This is a genomic window from Mesorhizobium sp. M4A.F.Ca.ET.090.04.2.1, assembly GCF_003999085.1.
In the GTDB taxonomy this organism is placed as follows: domain Bacteria; phylum Pseudomonadota; class Alphaproteobacteria; order Rhizobiales; family Rhizobiaceae; genus Mesorhizobium.
This window is the reverse complement of record NZ_RZOT01000047.1, coordinates 1-17,134: the sequence shown is the minus strand read 5'-3', so window position 1 is coordinate 17,134 and position 17,134 is coordinate 1. Positions and strand designations below refer to the sequence as shown.

Genomic DNA, 17,134 nt, shown 5'->3' with positions numbered 1-17,134 from the left:
AGATGGGCATGCTGGTCGCGAAGGACAATCTGGGCTTTGGCATGCGCTCCTGGCGATACGCCGCTCTGATCGACGATGGCGTGGTGGAGCAGTGGTTCGAGGAGGAAGGCTTCTGTGACAACTGCGAGACGGACCCCTATGGCGTTTCATCCCCGCAAAACGTTCTCGACAAACTGAAGGCGGCGGCATGACCCAGAAGTGGCAAGTCTCACACAACCCCAGCACACACTAGAGCCTCCTCGGCAGATTACCGGTTCAACATGCATCTCTCAGCAAGCCTGCTTCAACGCCAGAAGCAACGTATGGTCTTATCGCCTCAAGCCATTGAAGCTATTCGCTTGCTGCGATTGACGCATACTGAACTCCATCAGCTCGTGGAGCAGGCACTCGAGAAGAACCCCGTTTTGAAGCCTGACCCGTTTGACGACGTTTCGCCGCTGTCAGGGGTGGATCAGCGGAGCAGTCAAAGCAGAAGCGAAATCGGCGAATCGCCCATTGGCGGGCCGTCTGGCGGGCGCGGGCAATGGAAGTCGCAACGCAGTAGCGGCAACGATCGACCTGCCGTCGAGGAGTTTACCGCCCACACCGAAACATTGCACGACCATGTCGCCCGCCAGGTCGCCCTCACCCCGTTCACCCCGCAGGAGCGGCTGATTGCCGGACAGCTCGCCGCCCATCTGGAGGACACTGGCTATCTTCAGGTAAACCTTTTCGATCTGGCCGGGAGGTTAAACGTTCGGCAAGCTGATGTGGAACGGGTCATCGGAATCTTGCAGCAATTTGATCCGCCGGGGATTTTTGCGCGAACTCTCAGCGAATGCCTGGAGATTCAGCTGCGCCAGCAAGACCGGTTCGACCCGGCTATGGCAGCTTTGGTCGCCAATCTCGAGATGCTTGCACGGGGGGATTTTCAGGGATTGAAGCAGCGTTGCGGAGTCGACGAGGAGGATCTCCTCGACATGAGGAACGAAATCCGCGCGCTCGATCCCAAGCCTGGAGACCGGTTCCAGTCCGGGACGCCGGAAACCATCGTACCGGACGTCTGGGTAATGCCCAAGTCCGAAGGTGGATGGCGGGTGGAGCTTGATCCGGCCACGCTGCCCAAAGTGTTGATCAACCACACCTATGTCGCCGAAATCTCGCAGCTGACCAATCAAAATCCGGAAGGCAAAGCGTTTCTCGACCATTGCCAGGAAAAAGGGAACTGGCTGATCAGCTGTCTCGAGCAGCGCGCTAAGACGATCCTTAAGGTTGCGACCGAAATCGTGCGCCAGCAGGATGCCTTTTTTACACACGGCGTCGCCCATCTGCGGCCTCTCTGTCTCAAAAATGTCGCTGACGGGATCAAAATGCACCAGTCGACGGTAAGCCGGGTGGCTTCGAACAGGTACATGTTAACTCCGCGCGGGGTGTTCGAGCTGAAGTATTTTTTCACAGCGACAATCGCATCCTGCGAGGGCGGCGACGCGCACTCCGCCAAATCTGTCCGCCATCGGATCAAGGCAATCATCGCCGAAGAATCGCTCGACAAGGTACTTTCCGACGAAGACATCGTTGCTCAGCTCAAGCAGACCGGCATCAATGTCGCTCGCCGTACCGTCACCAAATATCGCGAGGCGATGAACATCCCTTCCTCCATACTACGGCGCCGTGATAAGCGGTTGTCCGCAGCTGCGATCAAGCGAAGTGACTAACCGGCATTCCTGGTCGGCGAGAGGCGACTCTCAACTTCCTCCGGGCCGAAGCAGCTTTCGAAGTCATGGCATTCCCGACAACTGGGTGCAGTGCATGACGAAAAGCCTTCGGCCTCACACAGCTTGCGGTAAAAGTACTTTTTCCATTTCATGTTTTCTGTGTTGCCTGCCGCCAGCGCGGGAAAATGTCTGGCAAGCAGGCGGCTGAGCTCAGCGCGATTTGAGAGGCCAAGATCCCGCCAAAGATGGTCCGTGCGCATCGCACGCCGGGCGATGATCTTGGCCAAGCGGGCGCTCGCCGGGTCGCCCGGCGCAGCATGCGCTAGCAGCAGCCGGCGCAGCAGCTCCTCTTCCAGTTCCGGCTCGGGCTCGCTCAACTCCTCCAAAGCGAATACGCTGCTGGAGGTAGACGGGAAAGTTGCGGCCAAGACATCACGCAATTCGACAGACGAAAGGCCTGTCCCCTCCGTCGCCAACACCTCGCCCGCCTGGACCTCCTCAAGCGAACGCGAAAGCACGCAGGGCAGCACATGCTGATCGAAGCTCCTCCCTAGCTCGGACCCACGCCATTGCGCGCGTGGATAGGCAGCCATCATCGTAACGGCCGGCTTCAGCTTCCGGCATGACAAAGCGCCTTGTTGACCGCAGGGATGATCTTGTCGCCCCAGAGCTCGATCTGGCGCAGCATCGTCTTTTGGTCGAAGTCGCCCAATTGAGTCTGAACTGCGATCTGGTCCGGTTTCAAGACATCGATCTCTTCCAGCAGGCGATCAATCACGCGATTTACGCTGCCAATCGGCAAATTTTTGCGCATGGTCTCGAAGGACAGATCCTGCTGGGTCGGTGTCTCCTGCAGCAGGTAGCCATCGTGGCTCTGTTGGCGGCGCTGATGCAGGGCTTCAGAAAGCCGGCGCTGGAAGCGGGCATTGTCGAGATAGCTGTTGATCTCCAACTCGTCGTGGCTGGCATAGCAGCAGCGCAGCAGCGATATCTTGACGTCGGTGACGTTCTTTTCCTCGGATGCCGCCGCCCTCTCGACTGATTCACGCAGTGTGGTCAAAGTCTCTAAGCCGTCGTGGAAGGCTGTGACAAAAAAATTGTGCCCCTCGCGGTAGGCCCGAGCCATCCGTGCGGCTCCGCCAGCGATCCAGATAGGCGGCGTCGGCTGCTGGACTGTGCGGACCGAAATCGCTGTTGGGGGGATCTTCTCATACTGGCCGTCGTGTTCGAAGACGTTTTGGTTGAGGCCCTTGAGAATGATGTCCAGGTATTCCGAAAAGACGGCCGGCGCCTCATCGATGTCCACGCCGAACCGTTCGAACTCGAACTGCTGGTATCCCAAGCCTACGCCGAGCTCGAGACGGCCGTTCGCAACGATGTCGGCGAAGCCGATCTCGGACAGCAGGCGCTGCGGTTGGTAAAGCGGCAGCACGCAGACGGCAGTGCCCAGGCGAATCGTGCTTGTCAAGCCGGCGCAGTGCGCCACCATCATCAGCGGGGATGGTATGAGGCTGTAATTGTTGAAGTGGTGCTCAGCAAACCACGCGGTGTTGAACCCAGCCTGCTCCGAAGCGACGGCCTGTTCGATGGAGTTGCGGATGACGCTTTCTGAGGATTGGTGATAGCCACGCTGGGCGGCCAGAATGAAAGTGGCAAATTCCATGATTTCTCCTCGTTATAGACACGTCAGCCGACCGGGAATGTGCTCGGCATGCGCATGCTTGGATCTCAAGCACCTCGGGTGCGTCGTGGAGCCGAGGCTTCATAATGCTCGGCCGGTCGCCCTGCGAATGCCTGGCAATTAACCTGCGGCCTCCGCAAAACATTCGTCATAGAGTTCGCTGGCGTTTCCCGCATCACCGAACGAGGTCCAGCCGCCGTCCACGTAGAGGATCGAGCCGTTGATGTATGAGGCGTCAGACGAAGCAAGGAAGAACGATGCATCTGCGACGTCTTCTGGCCGTCCCATCCTGCCCATGGGGATGCGTCGTCCGATTGCTGCCAGGTCGATGCGGCCGGCTTTGGCCAACTGAGCAAGTGCGGGCGTGCGGATGTGGCCAGGAGCGACGGTGGCTGTCCGAATTCCGACCGGGCCGAGTTCGGCCGCCATGCAACGGGTCAGCATATCCATCCCCGCCTTGGAGGCGCCGTAGGCATGGCGCGGCGCGAACGGCAGAAAGCTGTCGATCGACCCGAGATTGAGGATCACGCCGCCCGGGCGCATAGCCTTGATCGCTTCGCGCGCGCAGGTGAAGGCGCCGGTAAGGTTGACATCCAGGACGTGTTCGAGCTGTTTCGACAGTTGCTCGATCGCAGGCACAATCCTGTCGGCGGTATCAGCACTATTGACCAGAACATCGATATACCCGAAGCGTCGCCTCAGCTCTTCGAACATCGACACCACATCGCTCTCGACGGCCACGTCCAGCGATTTCGCCAGATGCTTGCCGGGGAGCGATGTAGCCAGCTCTGCCGCTGCAGTGCCATCTTTATCAGCAATCACGACGGTGTCGCCGTTCGCGGCAAAGCGGCGAGCGACGGCCGCGCCAATGCTTTTTGCGCCACCGGTGACGAGCACGATTCGCGCATCTGTGCATTCGGCCGGACAGGAGAGCTCGGCTTGGAGCGCACTATCCACCGGCGGGTGAGCATCCCCCGGCTGGTTGAATGACATCCAGCCTCCGTCGACTGCCAGCACCGAGCCGGTGATGTAGCGCGCCTGCGTGCTGCTCAGAAAACGCACGACCCTGGCGATCTCGTCGGGGCGAGCCAAGCGCCCCATCGGCACGCGGCGGCGTATCGCCGCGAGGTCCATTTTGCCAGCGCGTGCCAGTTCTGTGACCATTGGGGTGCGGACGGAGCCCGGCGCCACCGCCGTGACGCGGATTCCTCGCATAGCCCACTCGCACGCAAGGGACTTTGTCAACGAGATCACGCCAGCTTTCGAGGCTGCGTAGGCGTTGCGCCTGGGATTGCCGACCACGCCCGCCATCGAAGCCACATTGACGATCGCACCGCCCGGCCTCATGCGCCGCGCCGCTTCCCGGGCCATAACGAATGGCCCAATAAGGTTCACTGTCACGCCGCGTCGGAAGGTATCGACAGCGGTGTCGATGATCCTATCCATCGTGGGTCCAACCGCCGCATTGTTGATGAGGACATCGATTTGCGCGAACCGTGCTTCGACCTGGCCGAAAAGTGAGAGCATGTCCTTCTCTCGCGACACATCGCACTCCAGACCGACGTGCGGCGACCCGAGATCCCGAGCCAGTTCAACCACACCACTGCCCGGAAGGTCCACCGCAACTACAGTGTCTCCGTCCGCGGCAAGGATATCGACCAGGGCACGGCCGATCCCGCCCGCGGCGCCTGTGATGATTACGGTGCGTGCTGCCAGTTTCACGAGAGCTTCTCCACGATGACCGCTTGTGATCTCAGCCCATCGACCTTGGGCGGAATGAAGGGTCGAGCCAAATCGTTGCAGTGACCGCCAGTTGCGGCCCCACACAGATCTCAATCCCGCAAGGCGCTCATCCTCCATTTCTACCCACTTATGCAGCTCCCAGTTGGGGACCCTCGACGCCATCTTGGTCGGTGGGGATGTGACGCTTGAGCAGCTGGTAGATGGGATCGTCTGGATGTGGTGCTCCAATCGGCTGTCGCCGGCCGAACCTATCTGCCTCAAGAATCGCTGGCGGGATTTGCTCCTCAACCCAATCGTAGACGACTGTCCGTTCCGCAATTCGCCACTCGTCCTGCCTCTTCTGAAACAGATCGCAGTAACGGCCGCAAAGCAGCGTCTGACGTATTTCTTGGTCTGTATCCGGTCCGCGTTGCAGCGCGGTGAAATAGCTCTCGACCGCGGCCTCTGCTGAACTGATGAAGTCGATCAGGCTGTTCGTGATTTGATGGATGTTACGCTGCCCCGGCAGACCGAGAGCAAATTGGATGAAGTCCTCTGCCGGTCCGCAATAGGGACCGTGCCTGTCATACGCTTCGGGCCAGTATGCGCTACGCAGCGCCGCCTCATCGGCGCGGTCTATCCCGCGGCAGTACCGATACAGGCAGTTGCGGATCGCCTCTCGGTCACGCAGTTCGGTAATTTTCGCGTGGTCGACAGGTTCTGTCGCGAATTGTATGATTGTTTTGTCCTTCCCGACGCCAGTCTGCACTTTGCGTGTGTCTCTCTCTACAATTGAGTTAGCGGGGGGCTCGTCAACTTCCAGAGCTTGTTCGGGGCAGGCTCTTACCCCTTGTGAGGCAAGCAGTTGCTCCCCATCGGCAACATCAATATCACCGGGCAAGATGTAGCCGTCGTCATCAAGCTTGAAGACTCTCGGCGCCCGCGCCAAGCAGCGCGCATGACCCTGGCATCTGGCTTTGTGTACGATGACACGCATAGCGAACTCCAATGTCGTTGGCGGAAACTTCAGGACCAGTCCAGGATCAGATTCTCGATCCCGAACACATGGCCGCCGAAGGTGATGGGTTCAGTCCCTGTCTTGATCCGAAAGGCTGGGATGCGCGCCAGCCACTCCTCCAGGCCAATGACAATCTCCCGCCGGGCAAGGTGTGAGCCAAGACAACGATGGGGACCATAGCCAAAGGCAGCGTGCCGGTTGTCCTCGCGCGCCAGATCGATCTCATTCGGGTATTCGAATTCCGCCGGGTCACGATTGGCAATCATCGTGGCACAGGAAACATAGTCTCCCTTGCGGATCGGCGCGCCTTTGAAGTCGACATCCTTCGTTGCCACTCGGATCATCTGAATGGTCGAATAGGCGCGCAGCAATTCTTCCGCGGCGACGGCAATCCGGTCCGGTTCGCTTCGTAGCAATTCCTGATCTTTGGGGTTGCGCGCGAGATGGGCCAAGTCGAAGCATATGGCTGCTGAGACCGTGTCGAGCCCCGCGACGAACACAAGCACGCCGATGCCACGGACTTCTTCGTCACTGAGCAGACGGCCCTCGACCTTTGCCTTCACGATGAAGGTCATGAAATCATCGACCGGCTCCTTGCGGCGCTCGGTGGCAAGTTCGTCGATGAAGGCCACGATCGTCCGGGCTGCGGGTGGTCGTTGCTCCTTATCGCCGTGGAGCAGATCTCTAGCCCAGCCGACAAATGTTTCTAGTCCGTCGTCCGAAAGCCCAATAAAGCGAAGGAAGATATTGACCGCGAACGGAACTGCAAAATCCTTCATGATGTCGCAGCTCGTGCCTGATGCGGCGATCCTGTCGATCAGCTTGATCGCTCGTTCCCGGACAGCCGGCTCCAATGCCATTACCCGCTTTGGCGAAAGCAGCGGATTGAGCAGTGAGCGAAAAACACCGTGGAATGGCGGATCGAGCTCAAGCGGGATCATCGGCCAGCTCTCGCCGAGCACAGAGGCGAAGATGCTGCGATGGCTGGAAAACGTTTCGGTGTCCTGCAGCACCCGGCGCTGGTCGCTCGCGCGAGTGATGACCCAGGTACCCCGACCGTCGCGCGTGTTGCTGGTTGAATAAAAGATCGGAGGCCCGGCATGAACGCAAGCAACCGCTGCATGCGGATCCCCGTTGGCCGTCGGCAACATGCCGGGCGACGTAAACAGGCTGAAGTCCCTCACCATTTCGGGCGGGACATGATCTGGAACCGGCCGCGATTTAACCGCGCCAGAATCGAGAGACCGTTCATGAGATGCTGTCGGCATTTGCATGCAATCGTTGGTGCAAGCTCCGTGCCGAATTCGTCTTTCGATAATCCTTGCCGTTTGCTGGGCAACAGGTGGCGCCTGTGCTGACTTACTGGTCGGGATTGCAACATTCTTGTCCAGCGTCGGACACAGAATGTAGAAAGCTAGACACCGACTTGGAGCAACTCAATTGGTGGGATCGCTAGCCGATCATGTGCCCGGGGAGCATCCAGTTCGAAAGGTTGCGCTAAGCGGTTTGGTGACTTGGCCGAGGTCACCCAGGTGGAAATGACCAACACTTGTTCGTGAGCCTAGTGGCGCTCCCCTCGATGATGTCTGGCGGGGTGGTTAGCCGCCTCCGTGGGACAAGGTCAGTCTACAAGAATGGGCTATAGCCTCTCCTCGCCTGCCTCATTGGCCCTCCTTCAGAGCCGGCCACACGAGCTTTCGTCTTTCAGCACGGCGTTTTCTCGCCAGCTACCAGAGCCACACCGATGCCGTTAATGAGCGTCCAGTCGAGGGGTTGTGTGGCCCTGTCCATCTTGCCCAGCACCTTGGCTTCGCATTTGCCGGTGCGGCGGAAAGCCTTCAAGACGCAGTTCTTGACCTTCTCCAGATCAGCCTCGGACGGATATCGGCAAGGGTTCAGCTCGTCCTTTTGAACTTGCGCATCTTCGTGTTGGCGAACCCCAGGCCGCCCGACATATTTGCGGCCTATCCGGCACCTCAACTTCGAACAACCTTGCGGCAAGCTCTTGGGATAGCCCACGCTCGTGCCTCCACCACCCGCTCAGCAGAGCCAGATTTGTCGTTGATGGCACGGTACTTGCGCAGTCATTCGCAGACGCGTCACGGACCGAGAGTGTCGTCCCATGAATTCAATCACCAAAAAGGCCGCCCGACGTTGCTGGGACCGCCTGCAATTACCTTATCCCAGAATTGGGAGCAACGGCTTCAAAAGGGATAACTCATCACCTCAATTCTGTCGATCGCGCGGCCATCGAACCGCAGCCATCGATCAGACTTCCGCCTCGTTGCACTCATTGCGACCGCCTTGGTGCTTGCGACGACCGCTCAATTCTGGCTGCCAGGATAACCGCATATGGCGACGGAACTTCCTGCTTCAAAGCAATATAGAGATCGTCGATCATCCCCCCATCAAGGCCTCGATCGAGGACACCGCGTTCGGCTTGCTTGGTTCGCAGTGAACAGGCCGCACTTCGACGGATGCGATCGATGCGACCGCGCCGAGAACTCTCCCGCATTGTCGACGGTTGTGTCCGTCGGCCCTCCGATGAGGCCTCGGATGCGTGGGCGCCGAGGCCTCGACTGAGGCCGACTGGCCGCCGCCGGAAGGTCTAGCGGCTTTGATCCCCGGCGATATAGCCACCCCTGCTGCAACAGCTCCTAGCTGGAGAACTCATTCATGACCGAATCGGCGACAGATTTAGTGGACGCGGCTCTGTTCGACCGAGATCGGCTTGACCCAGAAAGTCCCTATCAACGGTCTGGCCCCGCATGGGGTGCGATCATTTCGCTTTCCTTCGGCACCTTCGGGCTTGTGACGGCAGAGTTTCTGCCCGCCAGCGTTCTGACACCGCTCGCGCATGATCTCGGTATCAGCACGGGCACGGCTGGACAGGCGCTAACAGCGACCGCAATCGTCGCGGCGATCTCGGCACCGACAATGGCCATCGTGACAAAGCGTCTGGACCGCAGGGTCGTCATCTGGGCGATGACGCTGCTGCTGATCCTGTCGAACGTTCTGGCGGAGGTTGCGGGGTCGCTGCCGGTGTTGCTGGCGGCACGCGTCGTCCTCGGCATATCGCTCGGTGGTTTTTGGTCAATTTCGGCAGCGTTGGCAATGCGGCTGGTTCCAAGTCACCTCATGCCGCGCGCCATGTCGATCATCCTCACCGGCGTTTCTGTCGCCTCCGTCTGCGCGGCTCCAATCGGCGCTTATGTCGGTGACATTTGGGGATGGCGAGCCTCGTTCAAGGTCGCCGCAATCGTGAGTGCCGTTGCGCTGCTCGTGCAACTCGTAACCATTCCGCCACTGCCTCCGATCGAAGTGCGCAGATTCCGCAGTCCGCTGGATGTCGCGAAGAATCCGACGATGAAGGTTGCGGTCCTAGTCGTGCTATTGGTCGCTTCCGGCCATTTTGCCAGCTTCGCCTACATCCGCGACTTTCTCGAGAGCGTTCCTCCGCTCGACAAGAAGTCGATCCCGCTCGTGTTCCTTGCTTCTGGCACGGCCGGCGTCTTCGGCAATTTAGCGGGCGCATTCCTCACCAAACACAGTCTCAAGGCAGTCGCGGCCCTGCCGCCCCTGCTCATTGCCGTAGCCGCTGTCTCGCTCCTGACTATGGGAGCATCGGCCTTGACCTCGGCAATTGCAGTTGCCGTATGGGGCTTTGCTTTTGGCGCGGTCCCGGTCGGATTGCAGACCTGGATGGTGCTGCGCGCCGCTCCGAAACAGGCCGAGAGCGCTGGTGTACTGATGGTCATAGCCTTCCAAGTGGCGATCGCAGCCGGCACAACTTTCGGTGGCCTATTGGTGGATCACACGGGCATTGCCAGTGTCTTTCTCTACAGCGCGGTTGCCACGTTCCTCGCTGTCTTGACAGTATTTCTGCTCGGCCCGAACCGCAACAGCTGACCGCCTGGTGGGGAGTGACGACGGTCGGTGGCGTTAACGCTATTGTCACCTCTGAGCTCGGCCAAAGGCCGCGGCTTCGTCGTAACCATGCCTTCGATGGGGCAGCGCCAAATTGCTACCTGCTCATCGCGTTATGACAATACAGCGCGCTTATTGCGTCATCGTGTTCCCGATCTCGGCTTCAATGCCCGGCTACTCGCTGCGGAGGCAGATGGGCGCCGGCGTCCCACCGACAACGATCGGTCTTTCTCATGTAGCTGTTCTCATGTAGCTGTCGGGGAAACGCGGCAGGTTTTCCGCCAGAACCCGCCAGTCGTCGCGCTCGCGTTCGCCTTCCTTGCGCGCACCGAACAACTGGATGATCATCTTGCCGTCGGACCCATATGCTTCGAGCGAGGTGACGTGACTGTCATTGGTCGGCTTGCGCACGGCCCAAACCTCACGGATTTGGTGGCTCCTGAGATGCAGCCGGAAGGTTTCGTCCAGCACATAGATGCACGGCCCGATCTGCTTGACCGACTTGATTAAGCCGGAATGGGTCTGGATAGAGCCTCGGTTGCCGACGAAGCACATGATCGGCAATTCGTCTTCGGCCGCACGCTGGAGCACGGCGCCAACTGCAGCATTGTCGAGCAGCCAAGCGTAATCCTGGCCTACCATGCGCAAAGCCTGGCAGCGGCTGAGCTTGAGCGTCTTCAGAAGGTTGACGTCAGTCAGCCGGCTCCAGTGCTCGCGTAGGTCGTCCACCGTGCCGGCCCGGTCCGCAGTCCTCGCGCCCAGGTCGGCTACTCTCGCCTTAAGCGACATGGTCGGCTCCTGGTTGGCGGATACGAGCTCGGCCACCAGCTTTCGATAGGCATGAAGGTTGGAGACCGGCCTGAGATGCACCTTATGCACTGCTGCGCCGGCGGCGTCGAAGAATTGCAAACTGCGCTGGATTCCGCCGCGATGGCGCCTTTCAACAGCGAAACCATACCTCCAAGCCTGCGGGAAGACGCGAAGGTCGAATTCGTCACCAAGGACCATGGCGTGATTGTTGCCGGTTATCACTTTGTTGAAGACGCCAATCTTTTCGTGCACGGCACCTTGATTGCGGGTCAGCGCCGTCACTTCGCCCACGAATTCGAGGCCCGTCAGCAGGTGATTGACGCGCGGGTCGATGCGTGCCGCGCCGAAACCGCAATGGGCCGCGACCAGTTCCGCTTCCGAAATGCCCAATTGGGCGGCGAAATCACGCGCGGGAATGCTCGGACAGACTTCCCACGCACGCCGGATTTCGTTGGGCGACCGCTTCTTGCGCTGATCCATGTTTTTAACCCCGCCCCGTTCTTCTTTTGACGATCGGTCGAAAAAAGGGCCTCAGGGGTGTGCACGGCGGACGCGATTGATCGTCAGGCACACGCCAGTCGAATCCTGTCTCCGGGCGGTCAGCGGCCAATCGCCGGTAGAGAGCGATTGTTGGGTGGTCGGCGCCAATCGGCCGATCGAGCATTCGGGTTCCACCGGCGGTGCTGCTTTCCCACACAAGGCGGGTCTGAGGGAGGAGCGACATATTGCTTCCTTCGTTCTTCGATTGCGAGGGCAACCCAAAGGTGAATCGGCCGGCAATTTTGCCGCCGCAACGAAGGCTCTCAAAAGTCGTGCCAGTTGCTCCGCGGCAAGCTCTGAACATCTTTGGCTCTGTTCATTGCTTTACGCGTGAGTGCATCGCGAACTCAGGCGCCCCTCCTGTGACGCGGACGCGACAAACCCGACAGTAAGTGTCGGTTGTCGGACGTCTCCCCAGCAATCGAGCATAGAGACGTCGGGATGTCCTACCGTTTTTACACACGTCTTCCCTTTGGCACGGTTCATGCGAGATGATCCGCGAAAACGTCACGGACCGAGGAGAAATCGAGCCATGATTACGCTCACCGACAACGCTGTTGCCGCCATCAAGGCCGCTCTTTACCGCGCCAGCGAGCCGGCGGAAGGATTTCGCATCATGGTCCATGCCGGCGGCTGCGCCGGCTTCCAATACTCAATGGGCCTGGAGAGCGTCTCACATGAGGGCGATACGATCATCGAGCGAGATGGGCTCAAGGTGTTCATGGATAGAGGCTCCCAACCCCATGCCGCCGGCATGACCGTCGACTTCGTCACAGGGCTCGAAACATCCGGCTTTGTTTTCGATAACCCCAATGCGCAGGAGAAGTGCAGCTGCGGCAAGTCCTGCAAATGATTGCAGGGGAACAGGCTATGTTCGACTATAGCGACGCCAAGGAATACTGCGTCAAACCGGTAACCCCCGGCGCTCTGGAACCAGCCGACACGCACTGTCGGCCCGGAACAATTGCGTTCGGTGATGTGCCAAATCGCGATCATCGATCGTTGCCGTGGGCAAGCAAACAACATTGCCCGAAACAGCTGAATTCCCGGCGGATGCCGCCACCAAATGGCAATGTCGGCAGCGACCGGTCAGCCAAGCCATCGCTCGCCCGGCCGCCCACCTCACCAGATACGATATGCGCCAGAGGTTCAATGGCCCGCCTACCCTTGAATCATTTCAGCAGTTGAAGGATCACTCCCATGAGACCTGTCTATCTCGACAACAACGCAACGACGCGGGTTGATCCTGCAGTCCTTGGAGCGATGTTGCCTTTCTTTACGGAGCAATTTGGCAATCCTTCGTCCATGCACGCCTATGGCGCATCGGTTGCTGAAGCCGTGAGAAAGGCGAGGCGGCAGTTGCAAGCCCTCATCGGCGCGGGATTCGAGGACGAGATCATCTTCACCTCGGGCGGGACTGAAAGCGACAGTACAGCCATCCTTTCGGCGCTCGAGGTAATGCCCGGTCGAACGGAAATAGTGACTTCCGCGGTTGAACATCCGGCCGTTCTGAAGTTGTGCGCGCACCTTGAAAAGACGCGCGGCGTCAAGGTGCACATTATCCCAGTCGATCACCACGGCCGGCTCGACCTGGACGCCTACAGAACCGCCCTCACCCCACAAGTGGCAATCGTCTCGATAATGTGGGCGAACAGTGAGACCGGTACGATCTTTCCCGTGGTTGAGCTTGCCGACCTAGCCAGGGAAGTCGGCGCGCTTTTCCACACTGATGCAGTGCAGGCGGTCGGAAGGTTTCCGATTGAGCTGAAATCGACCGCGATCGACATGCTGTCGCTCTCCGCCCACAAGCTGCAGGGTCCAAAGGGGATAGGCGCGCTTTATGTAAGACGTGGCGTGCGCTTCTCCTCCCTGATCAAGGGTGGCCACCAAGAGCGCGACCGGCGTGCAGGCACTGAAAACACACCCGGCATAGTCGGACTGGGCATGGCGGCCGAACTCGCCTTGAAATTCATGGACGAGACAACACGAATAAAATGGTTGCGCGACCGCCTTGAGAACGGGATCATCCAGCGCATCCCAAACGCATCCATCAACGGCGATCCGCAGGAGCGATTGCCAAACACTGCAAACATTGGATTCGAAGGTATCGAAGGCGATGCAATCCCAATTGTCCTCAGCCGGCTGGGAATCGCCTGTTCCGCCGGGTCCGCCTGTGCCTCTGGCTCAATGGAACCGAGCCATGTTCTGATCGCTATGAACGCGGCATGTGGGGCAGTCCGCTTCTCCTTGTCGCGTGACAACGGCGAAGATGACGTAGACCGCGTGCTTGAGGTCCTGCCTGCGATCATCGAGAAACTACGTGCCGTTCCCAGTGCTGGACTGTGCGGGCGAGGTGCAGAACACCTTCATTCCGGCCCGGGCCCGAGCGGCACAATAGCCGACGCCCACTCATGAGCCGTGAGGACTTCCTCAACGTGACGACCCTACGCAATGGAGAGCAGGCAACCCGGGGTCGCCTTCACCACTTCAGAAAAGCTTGAGATCGCCAAGTCTCTTGCCCCAGCCGCCGTGCCAGAGGTCGGCACGCCGTCAGCAATGTCACCAACGCATCGACACCACAATTTCGCGCCGGGAGAATACAATGAACTGCTCCGCTGACAGCCGCCCGATTGATCCCACCGATATCCTGGCGCGACTGAAGGGCCTGTCGGCTGCGGAGGACTTCTTCGCCTGCCTTGGCGTCTCCTACGACCCGAAAGTGATGAATGTCTCGCGGCTCCATATCATGAAGCGCGTGGGCCAATACCTTGCCGAAGAAGATTTCTCCGGTCTGCCTGACCAGGTAATCGCCGCGCGGGTGCGCGCCAAGCTGGAACGCGCCTACGAAGATTTCGCGACTTCCTCGCCGCTCACGCAACGTGTGTTCAAGGTGCTAAGGGACCACGATCCAAACATATGTCCCGCACCTGGCCGCGCCTTCGTCCCGCTCGACTCTGCACTGAAGCGGTTCGGAAAGTAATGAGCCCGACACGGCTGCGACGCGACAATGTCGGGAAGTCGACAAATCCAGTCCTCATGACGCCTCCTCGGACGCAAACGAAGCCACCTTCTGGAATAGAGGCAGGAAGAAGACTTGGCATGAACGATGCAGGCAATGAGGTGAACCGCCAAGCACGCATCCGGACTGGGAGCTTAGAGAAATCGCCAATGCACATCGTAATCTGCATCAAGCAGGTGCCGGATTCGGCCCAGATCCGCGTCCACCCGGTGACGAACACGATCATGCGTCAGGGTGTGCCGACCATCATCAATCCTTACGACCTGTTCGCCCTCGAAGAAGCGCTCAAACTGCGCGACGTTCATGGTGGCGAGGTTACTGTGCTCACAATGGGTCCGCCCATGGCGGAGGACTCGCTGCGAAAGGCGCTCGGTTACGGTGCTGACCGAGCAGTTCTCTTGACGGACCGCTATTTTGCCGGATCCGATACGCTGGCGACCTCCTTTGCTCTTTCGCAAGCAATCGCAAAAATTGGGGAGACTTTCGGCAGGCCAGACATCGTCTTCACCGGCAAGCAGACGATTGACGGCGATACCGCCCAGGTCGGACCAGGCATAGCCAAGCGCCTGAATCTATCGCAACTTACCTACGTCGCGAAGATTGCCTCCATCGATCTCAAAACGCGCGAGATCGAAGTCGCGCGTCGCGCCGAAGGCGGCACCCAGTTGCTGAAGAGCAGACTCCCCTGCCTCATTACCATGCTGGAAGACACCAACGAAATCCGCCGGGGCTCGCTCCAGCAGGCTCTTTGCGCGGCGCGCAGCCAAGTCGTGAAGTGGACTGCAGCCGACGCCGGCATTGACGATCTCACCCGGTGCGGTCTGCGTGGCTCGCCGACAGTCGTCAAGCGTGTTTTCGCCCCCACCGCACGGGCAGAAAGCGCGGCGCAGATCGACACCGCGGAAAAGGGCTTGCAGGACATCGCCGATGAACTCATCGCCGATATCTTAACCCGCCGGCCGGCGCTGGAACATGAGTTGGCCTTCAAGAGCGGCACGTGACGGCCAGGAGCAGAAAATGTCGACCGCAAGCCAAGCTACCCCTCGCCTTGCCCCCGGCCGTGCCGGTGTAAAGAAAGAACTTCCCGACCGTTTCAAAGACTACCGGCACGTGTGGGTCTTCCTCGAGCTCGAACGCGGCAATGTGCATCCTGTATCATTCGAACTGCTGGGTGAAGGCCGCAAATTAGCCGACAAGCTTGAAGTCCAGCTCGCGGGCGTCGTGCTGGGACCGCCGGGCGAGATGGTCGAGGACGCTGTTGCCGAGGCCTTCGCTTACGGGGCGGATCTTGTCTACATCGTCGATGCGCCGCCGCTCGCCGACTACCGCAACGAGCCGTTCGCCAAGGCGCTCACGGATCTGGTCAATACCCATAAACCCGAAATCCTCCTTCTCGGCGCGACCACACTGGGCAGGGATCTTGCGGGCTCGGTAGCGACGACCCTGCAGACGGGGCTCACGGCCGACTGCACCGAACTTGATGTAGATTCCGACGGTTCACTCGCCGCGACCCGTCCGACTTTTGGTGGCTCGTTGTTGTGTACGATCTATACACTAAATTACCGGCCGCAAATGGCGACGGTGCGACCAAGGGTCATGCCTATGCCGCAACGGGTGGATAAGCCGGTCGGGCGTGTCATGCGGCACAAGCTGTCGCTCGTTGAGGACGATATCGTCACCAAAGTCCTCGGCTTCCTACCGGATAACCAGTCGGCAATGGCAAATCTTGCCTATGCGGATGTCGTGGTTGCGGGAGGCCTCGGTCTCGGTGCGGCGGAGAACCTTCAGCTTGTGAAGAATCTTGCCCGAGCGATCGGCGCCGAGCATGGCTGTTCGCGCCCCTTGGTCCAGAAGGGCTGGATGCCGGCTGATCGCCAGATTGGCCAAACTGGCAAGACCATTCGACCGAAGCTTTACATCGCGGCCGGAATTTCCGGCGCCATCCAGCACCGAGTTGGGGTCGAGGGGGCCGATCTCATCGTCGCGATCAACACCGATCCGAACGCGCCGATTTTCGAGTTCGCCCACCTCGGGATCGTCACGGATGCAATCCGCTTCCTGCCCGCACTCACGGAAGCCTTCACCCGGCGGCTGTCGCCGCACAGTCGAGACAAGCTTGCGAGTTGAGGGAGAGGACATGATTGAACAATTCGATGCCATTGTGGTCGGAGCCGGCATGTCCGGAAACGCAGCTGCTTACACTTTGGCAAGCCAGGGGCTGAAGGTACTGCAGTTGGAGCGCGGGGAATATCCGGGCTCTAAGAACGTCCAGGGCGCCATAATGTACGCGAACATGCTGGAGAAGATCATCCCGGACTTCCGGGATGATGCGCCCCTCGAGCGGCACCTGGTCGAACAGCGACTTTGGGTGATGGACAACACATCTCACACCGGAATTCATTACCGGTCGGACGACTTCAATGAGGCGAAACCCAACCGCTACACGATCATCCGCGCCCAGTTCGACAAATGGTTTTCCCGCAAGGTGCGCGAGGCTGGCGCGACGGTCCTGTGTGAGACGACCGCGACGGAACTCGTCCGTGATGGCAATGGCAAGGTGATCGGCGTCCGCACAGACCGGGCTGGCGGAGTGGTCTTCGCGAATGTGGTCGTTCTCGCAGAAGGGGTGTCGGGATTGCTTGGCACTCGCGCAGGCCTGCGCGAGATGCCGAAGCCGGAGACCGTGGCGCTTGCCGTCAAGGAAATGCATTTCTTGCCCGAAG

General features: G+C 59.6%; 16 protein-coding genes and 2 pseudogenes. 10 read left to right on the top strand and 8 right to left on the bottom strand.

Annotated features, from left to right (window positions below; all coding sequences use genetic code 11):
* Positions 1–191 (top strand): annotated as a pseudogene (locus EN781_RS05870) (peroxiredoxin); the annotation flags it as partial.
* Positions 192–260: 69 nt separating this feature from the next.
* Positions 261–1,694, top strand: coding sequence for an RNA polymerase factor sigma-54 (gene rpoN / locus EN781_RS05865; RefSeq protein WP_091599489.1), 1,434 nt, complete (start codon positions 261–263; stop codon positions 1,692–1,694).
* On the opposite strand, the gene EN781_RS05860 is transcribed toward rpoN, so the two are convergent.
* From EN781_RS05860 to EN781_RS05835, 7 genes and pseudogenes are all read right to left on the bottom strand, one after another.
* A complete protein-coding gene (locus EN781_RS05860) occupies positions 1,691–2,290 on the bottom strand; it encodes a nitrogen fixation protein NifQ (protein WP_126057643.1) in 600 nt (199 codons plus the stop codon). The two genes, rpoN and EN781_RS05860, sit on opposite strands and share 4 nt — an antisense overlap.
* Positions 2,291–2,304: 14 nt before the next feature.
* On the bottom strand, positions 2,305–3,357 hold the full coding sequence (locus EN781_RS05855) for an LLM class flavin-dependent oxidoreductase (protein ID WP_091599492.1): 1,053 nt from the start codon (positions 3,355–3,357) through the stop codon (positions 2,305–2,307).
* A gap of 138 nt (positions 3,358–3,495) precedes the next feature.
* Positions 3,496–5,097 carry an SDR family oxidoreductase gene (locus EN781_RS05850; RefSeq protein WP_091599495.1) on the bottom strand — a complete coding sequence of 534 codons (1,602 nt, stop codon included), beginning with the start codon at positions 5,095–5,097 and terminating at the stop codon, positions 3,496–3,498.
* Between the two features lie 148 nt (positions 5,098–5,245).
* Positions 5,246–5,833, bottom strand: coding sequence for a nuclear transport factor 2 family protein (locus tag EN781_RS05845; protein WP_236378846.1), 588 nt, complete (start codon positions 5,831–5,833; stop codon positions 5,246–5,248).
* 138 nt (positions 5,834–5,971) lie between these two features.
* Positions 5,972–6,094 (bottom strand): annotated as a pseudogene (locus EN781_RS35150) (ferredoxin); the annotation flags it as partial.
* Positions 6,095–6,123: 29 nt separating this feature from the next.
* Entirely contained in the window at positions 6,124–7,302 is a 1,179-nt protein-coding gene (locus EN781_RS05840; protein ID WP_164746650.1) for a cytochrome P450, read from the bottom strand.
* 517 nt (positions 7,303–7,819) lie between these two features.
* Positions 7,820–8,134, bottom strand: a complete 315-nt coding sequence (locus EN781_RS05835) for a hypothetical protein (protein WP_091599500.1) — start codon at positions 8,132–8,134, stop codon at positions 7,820–7,822.
* 657 nt (positions 8,135–8,791) lie between these two features.
* On the opposite strand from EN781_RS05835, the gene EN781_RS05830 reads away from it, so the two are divergent.
* A complete protein-coding gene (locus EN781_RS05830; RefSeq protein WP_091599502.1) occupies positions 8,792–10,024 on the top strand; it encodes an MFS transporter in 1,233 nt (410 codons plus the stop codon).
* A 249-nt stretch (positions 10,025–10,273) separates the two neighbouring features.
* Here EN781_RS05830 and EN781_RS05825 read toward each other — a convergent pair whose 3' ends face one another.
* Positions 10,274–11,332: a ChuX/HutX family heme-like substrate-binding protein gene (locus tag EN781_RS05825; RefSeq protein ID WP_091599505.1), complete on the bottom strand. Its 1,059-nt coding sequence runs from the start codon at positions 11,330–11,332 to the stop codon at positions 10,274–10,276.
* A gap of 592 nt (positions 11,333–11,924) precedes the next feature.
* Here EN781_RS05825 and EN781_RS05820 point away from each other — a divergent pair.
* From EN781_RS05820 to EN781_RS05790, 7 genes are all read left to right on the top strand, one after another.
* Complete coding sequence (locus EN781_RS05820) at positions 11,925–12,245, top strand: iron-sulfur cluster assembly accessory protein (protein ID WP_091599508.1); 321 nt, start codon at positions 11,925–11,927, stop codon at positions 12,243–12,245.
* Positions 12,246–12,262: 17 nt separating this feature from the next.
* Positions 12,263–12,580, top strand: coding sequence for a hypothetical protein (locus tag EN781_RS34705; RefSeq protein ID WP_127284186.1), 318 nt, complete (start codon positions 12,263–12,265; stop codon positions 12,578–12,580).
* Between the two features lie 12 nt (positions 12,581–12,592).
* Entirely contained in the window at positions 12,593–13,807 is a 1,215-nt protein-coding gene (gene nifS / locus EN781_RS05810) for a cysteine desulfurase NifS (RefSeq protein WP_127399847.1), read from the top strand.
* 187 nt (positions 13,808–13,994) lie between these two features.
* A complete protein-coding gene (nifW, locus tag EN781_RS05805) occupies positions 13,995–14,372 on the top strand; it encodes a nitrogenase stabilizing/protective protein NifW (protein ID WP_091599514.1) in 378 nt (125 codons plus the stop codon).
* A gap of 188 nt (positions 14,373–14,560) precedes the next feature.
* Entirely contained in the window at positions 14,561–15,412 is an 852-nt protein-coding gene (locus EN781_RS05800; protein WP_126059306.1) for an electron transfer flavoprotein subunit beta/FixA family protein, read from the top strand.
* Between the two features lie 16 nt (positions 15,413–15,428).
* Positions 15,429–16,538: an electron transfer flavoprotein subunit alpha/FixB family protein gene (locus EN781_RS05795; RefSeq protein ID WP_091599520.1), complete on the top strand. Its 1,110-nt coding sequence runs from the start codon at positions 15,429–15,431 to the stop codon at positions 16,536–16,538.
* 10 nt (positions 16,539–16,548) lie between these two features.
* The coding region (locus EN781_RS05790; protein ID WP_145965450.1) for an NAD(P)/FAD-dependent oxidoreductase at positions 16,549–17,134 on the top strand (586 nt) is incomplete at its 3' end.

Bases quoted from the DNA above. Each gene is read 5' to 3' on its own strand.
- rpoN (WP_091599489.1), top strand. From the start codon at position 261: ATGCATCTCTCAGCAAGCCTGCTTCAACGCCAGAAGCAACGTATGGTC.
- EN781_RS05860 (WP_126057643.1), bottom strand. From the start codon at position 2,290: ATGATGGCTGCCTATCCACGCGCGCAATGGCGTGGGTCCGAGCTAGGG.
- EN781_RS05855 (WP_091599492.1), bottom strand. From the start codon at position 3,357: ATGGAATTTGCCACTTTCATTCTGGCCGCCCAGCGTGGCTATCACCAA.
- EN781_RS05840 (WP_164746650.1), bottom strand. From the start codon at position 7,302: ATGGTGAGGGACTTCAGCCTGTTTACGTCGCCCGGCATGTTGCCGACG.
- EN781_RS05830 (WP_091599502.1), top strand. From the start codon at position 8,792: ATGACCGAATCGGCGACAGATTTAGTGGACGCGGCTCTGTTCGACCGA.
- EN781_RS05825 (WP_091599505.1), bottom strand. From the start codon at position 11,332: ATGGATCAGCGCAAGAAGCGGTCGCCCAACGAAATCCGGCGTGCGTGG.
- EN781_RS05820 (WP_091599508.1), top strand. From the start codon at position 11,925: ATGATTACGCTCACCGACAACGCTGTTGCCGCCATCAAGGCCGCTCTT.
- EN781_RS34705 (WP_127284186.1), top strand. From the start codon at position 12,263: ATGTTCGACTATAGCGACGCCAAGGAATACTGCGTCAAACCGGTAACC.
- nifS (WP_127399847.1), top strand. From the start codon at position 12,593: ATGAGACCTGTCTATCTCGACAACAACGCAACGACGCGGGTTGATCCT.
- nifW (WP_091599514.1), top strand. From the start codon at position 13,995: ATGAACTGCTCCGCTGACAGCCGCCCGATTGATCCCACCGATATCCTG.
- EN781_RS05800 (WP_126059306.1), top strand. From the start codon at position 14,561: ATGCACATCGTAATCTGCATCAAGCAGGTGCCGGATTCGGCCCAGATC.
- EN781_RS05795 (WP_091599520.1), top strand. From the start codon at position 15,429: ATGTCGACCGCAAGCCAAGCTACCCCTCGCCTTGCCCCCGGCCGTGCC.